This window comes from Okeania sp. (assembly GCF_035285525.1).
Taxonomy (GTDB): Bacteria; Cyanobacteriota; Cyanobacteriia; order Cyanobacteriales; family Microcoleaceae; genus Trichodesmium.
Genome location: NZ_JAYKGW010000184.1, coordinates 1 through 4,218 on the forward strand (window position 1 = coordinate 1; position 4,218 = coordinate 4,218).

2 protein-coding genes are annotated in these 4,218 nt (G+C 36.4%); both read left to right on the plus strand.

Annotated features, from left to right (window positions below; genetic code table 11):
- The first annotated feature begins 753 nt into the window (after positions 1–753).
- On the plus strand, positions 754–3,378 hold the full coding sequence (gene topA / locus VKJ25_RS18085; RefSeq protein ID WP_324238035.1) for a type I DNA topoisomerase: 2,625 nt from the start codon (positions 754–756) through the stop codon (positions 3,376–3,378).
- A 635-nt stretch (positions 3,379–4,013) separates the two neighbouring features.
- The coding region (locus tag VKJ25_RS18090) for a DNA cytosine methyltransferase (RefSeq protein ID WP_324238036.1) at positions 4,014–4,218 on the plus strand (205 nt) is incomplete at its 3' end.

Below are 4,218 nucleotides of genomic sequence, written 5' to 3' on the forward strand. Positions count from 1 at the left end.
TATTTACAGCTAAATTCTAATTTTTGTATTTTCACACAGAGAGAGTATGGATGGTAGAACTTAGAGATAAATGAGTTTACTCAAGGAATATTCTTACTTTGGGCAAAAATAGTATATGAAACAGCCACAACAAACAATAGTTTTTTTGAATATTTTTATAAATTAGGCAAATAACTATATGTAGAGTTTAAAAACTATAACGTTATAGTTTTGAACGCTATATATGTTATCTACAGTTAAATTCTAATTTTTATATTTTCAAAATATAGTAGGACTTACACAAAATCAGTTTGCTCAAGGAAAATTATTAGTTTGAGCAACAATAATCAGGATAATAAATCCGTTTTTGTGTTTAAATCCCTAAATTATACTACCTCATCTCTAACTATTAAATTAATTTCCGGACAATATTTTGATACTATTGACATTATAGATTAATTATGCTAGCAAATTTTAATAAGGGTAGTTGAAAAATTAATGTTCATCAAATAAATTTGGACAGAAATAAAAAATATTAAGATAGCGTAGAACATAAAGAATCTATCCTGTAAAACACTGGCAAAAGCAAAGAATTAAACTCTTTTCCTCTGTCCCATTATTCACAGGTGCATACTACTTCCTTCCCAGCGCAAGATTACCTATCAATAGATTATTGCAGCATATAGTTTATAGTCAAATTTTGCTAGGTAGTCTTTTAGCGGGGAGGGAGTAGCATACAAACTTCTCTAGATATCCCAATATATTAAATTTCTCATGTCAACTCTTGTTATTGTTGAATCTCCCACTAAAGCCCGCACTATTCGTAACTATTTACCCTCTGACTACCGTGTAGAAGCGTCCATGGGTCATGTGCGCGACCTGCCACCTTCTGCTGAGGAAATACCAGAAAAATATAAAGGAGAAAAGTGGGCACATTTAGGTGTAAATGTAGAATCAGAATTTGAACCTATCTATGTTGTCCCTAAAGATAAAAAGAAAACTGTTAAAGAATTGAAAGATGCTCTGAAAGGAGTGGATGAATTAGTATTGGCTACAGATGAAGACCGAGAAGGGGAAAGCATAAGTTGGCATTTATTGCAACTACTTAAGCCGAAAGTTCCGACTAAGCGGATGGTATTCCATGAAATTACTCCTGAAGCTATCCGTGAGGCGATTAAAAATTGTCGAAATATAGATGAACAGTTAGTTAGGGCGCAAGAAACTCGGCGAATTTTAGACCGACTCTATGGTTATACTCTTTCTCCTGTATTGTGGAAAAAAATTGCTTGGGGTCTTTCTGCTGGTAGGGTACAATCTGTGGCAGTTAGACTTTTGGTTATCCGAGAACGGCAACGTCAGGCTTTTAAACAGGGGGGTTATTGGGATTTAAGGGCGACTTTAGAACAGAAAAAAACTCCTTTTGATTCTAAACTTGTTACTCTGGGAGGCACAAGAGTTGCTACGGGTAGTGACTTTGATGAAAATACGGGTAAGATAGCTGAGGGTCGTAATGTTGTTTTGTTGAATGAAGCTCAAGCTGAAGCTTTGAAAGAAAGGCTGGAGGATAAACCTTGGGTTGTTAATAATGTTGAAGAAAGAGCTGTTAAACGAAAACCTTCTCCTCCTTTTACTACTTCTACTTTACAACAGGAAGCTAACCGCAAGTTACGCATGGGTGCTAGACAAACTATGCGGACGGCCCAAAATTTATATGAACAAGGTTTTATTACCTATATGCGGACAGACTCCGTTCATTTGTCTGATGAGGCGATCGCTGCTGCTCGGAGTTGTGTAGAAAAAATGTATGGTGCAGAATATTTGAGTTCTCAACCTAGACAATACACTACTAAGAGTAAAGGGGCTCAGGAAGCTCACGAAGCTATTCGTCCTGCGGGTAAAACTTTCCGGACTCCCAAAGAAACAGGATTAAAGGATCAAGAATTGGCTCTTTACGACTTAATCTGGAAACGGACGGTAGCTTGTCAAATGGCAGATTCTCGTCAAACTCATATCACTGTAAATTTACAAGTAGAAGATGCAGGTTTTCGTTCTCATGGGAAACGGATAGATTTTCCTGGGTTCCTCCGAGCTTATGTGGAAGGTTCCGATGATCCAGAAGCAGCATTGGAAGACCAAGAAGCTCCATTACCTCCTTTGAAACAAGGCGATCGCCCAGATTGTCAGGAAATAGAAGTATTAGGACATGAAACTCAGCCACCTGCTAGATTTAGTGAAGCATCTTTGGTTAAAACTTTAGAAAGTGAAGGTATTGGTCGTCCGAGTACCTATGCTACTGTGATTGGTACTATTGTTGACCGTCGTTATGCCAAACTTCAGGGTAATGCTTTGATTCCTACTTTTACTGCTTTTGGGGTGACAAGTCTTTTAGAAAAGCACTTTCCGGAATTTGTGGATGTTAAATTTACGGCTCGTATGGAACAGACTCTGGATGATATTTCTACAGGTGAAGCTCAATGGTTGCCATATCTACGGGAATTTTATTCTGGAGAGAGTGGGTTGGATACTCAGATTAAGGAACAGGAGGAGTATATTGACCCTAAATTAGCTCGTACTATTGAATTAGAAAATTTGAATACTGATTCAGATATGAATTATCGTATTTGTGTCGGTAAATTTGGTGCTTATATTGAGGTAGAAAATGATGAAGGTATAGTTAAAGCTTCTATTCCTGAAGATTTAACCCCATCAGATTTAGATGAGGAACAAATAGAGAAACTTCTGAAACAAAAAACAGAAGGTCCGGAGGAGTTAGGTATTCATCCAGAAGAAAAGAAACCTATCTATATAATGACCGGTCGTTACGGTCCTTATGTACAATTAGGTGATGAAGTGGAAGGAAGTAAGAAAAAACCAAAGCGCAGCTCACTACCAAAGGGTGTAACTATGGAAAATGTGACTTTGGAAATGGCGATCGGGTTATTATCTTTGCCTCGTACCTTGGGCGCTCATCCAGAAACAGGTTGTAAAATTCAAACTAATCTAGGGCGTTTCGGTCCCTATGTTGTTCACGACCAAGGAAAGGAAGGCGGTAAAGATTATCGTTCTTTGAAATCTGGGGATGATGTTTTGACTATTACTTTGGAACGTGCTTTGGAGTTATTAGCTCAACCTAAAAAAGCGAGAAAGGGTAGTGCTAAAGCTACACCTCCATTGAAAGATTTGGGCAAACATCCAGAAGATGGTGAAGCAATAGGTATTTATGATGGTAGGTATGGACCTTATGTGAAGCATGGTAAGGTTAATGCTTCTTTGCCAAAGGATATGTCTGTTGAGGACGCAACTTTGGAGAAGGCTTTGGAGCTTTTGCAGGCGAAGGCGAGTGGTAAAAAGTCTACTCGTGGTAAGAAGTCTACAAAGGCAAAAGCAGCAGAAAGTTAGGGCTAAAAATGAGAGTGTGGTGAGGGTGGGAAGTGTGGGGAGTGTGGGAAGACAGAGAGTAGAAAAAAACAATTGTTCCCTGATTTTTCTATCCTTAGTCTAGTCTGGCTAAAATCCTAACTTTTTGGTGATTTTGGCTGAAAAATTTGCACTTTAATAATTTGTGAAAAAAAACTGTAGGGGTTTGGTGTCCAAACCCTTATTATTTTCCTAATCTCCAATTTTCTCCACCAGGCAACTCAGTGAACAAGTTATTAATTATTGTCAGTAATTCTTTTAATATTTATAATTGGTAAAATTAGTATATTTTCTGTATATTTGAGTTTAATTATAGCCTTTCCCATAGTCATAAGGTACATCTATAAAATTTTTGTTTTTATCCTATTCTCTATTCCCTAAAATCAGGAATTTTGTAGTTCACAAATATGGGGATTGCTATATAGCAATCCTATTTGATTCGTGTCAAAAATCTTGCCTTTTTTCGGGAATAGGCAATGGGCAATAGTCAATGGGTCAGAGTCTCAGGATTTATTCTGAATTTTTAATTTATTACAACCTATTTAGGATTGCTATAACAATTTTATATCAGAAAATAAAACTATAACTTACATTGGTTAATATTATTTTTGAATAAAATGTTGATTGAACGTTTAAAAAAGATAAATGGGAATCAAGCACCAAAAATCATATCTTTATTTTCTGGTTGTGGAGGGATGGATTTACCATTTCATAAGGCAGGATTTAAGTTGGTTTGGGCAATTGATGCTAATTTTTATGCCTGTAAAACTTTTAGGAAAAATATTTCTAATATTATTGAGAATAATCAAATAGAAAACATAA

Coding starts and splice junctions, on each gene's coding strand:
- topA (WP_324238035.1), top strand. CDS start 754: ATGTCAACTCTTGTTATTGTTGAATCTCCCACTAAAGCCCGCACTATT.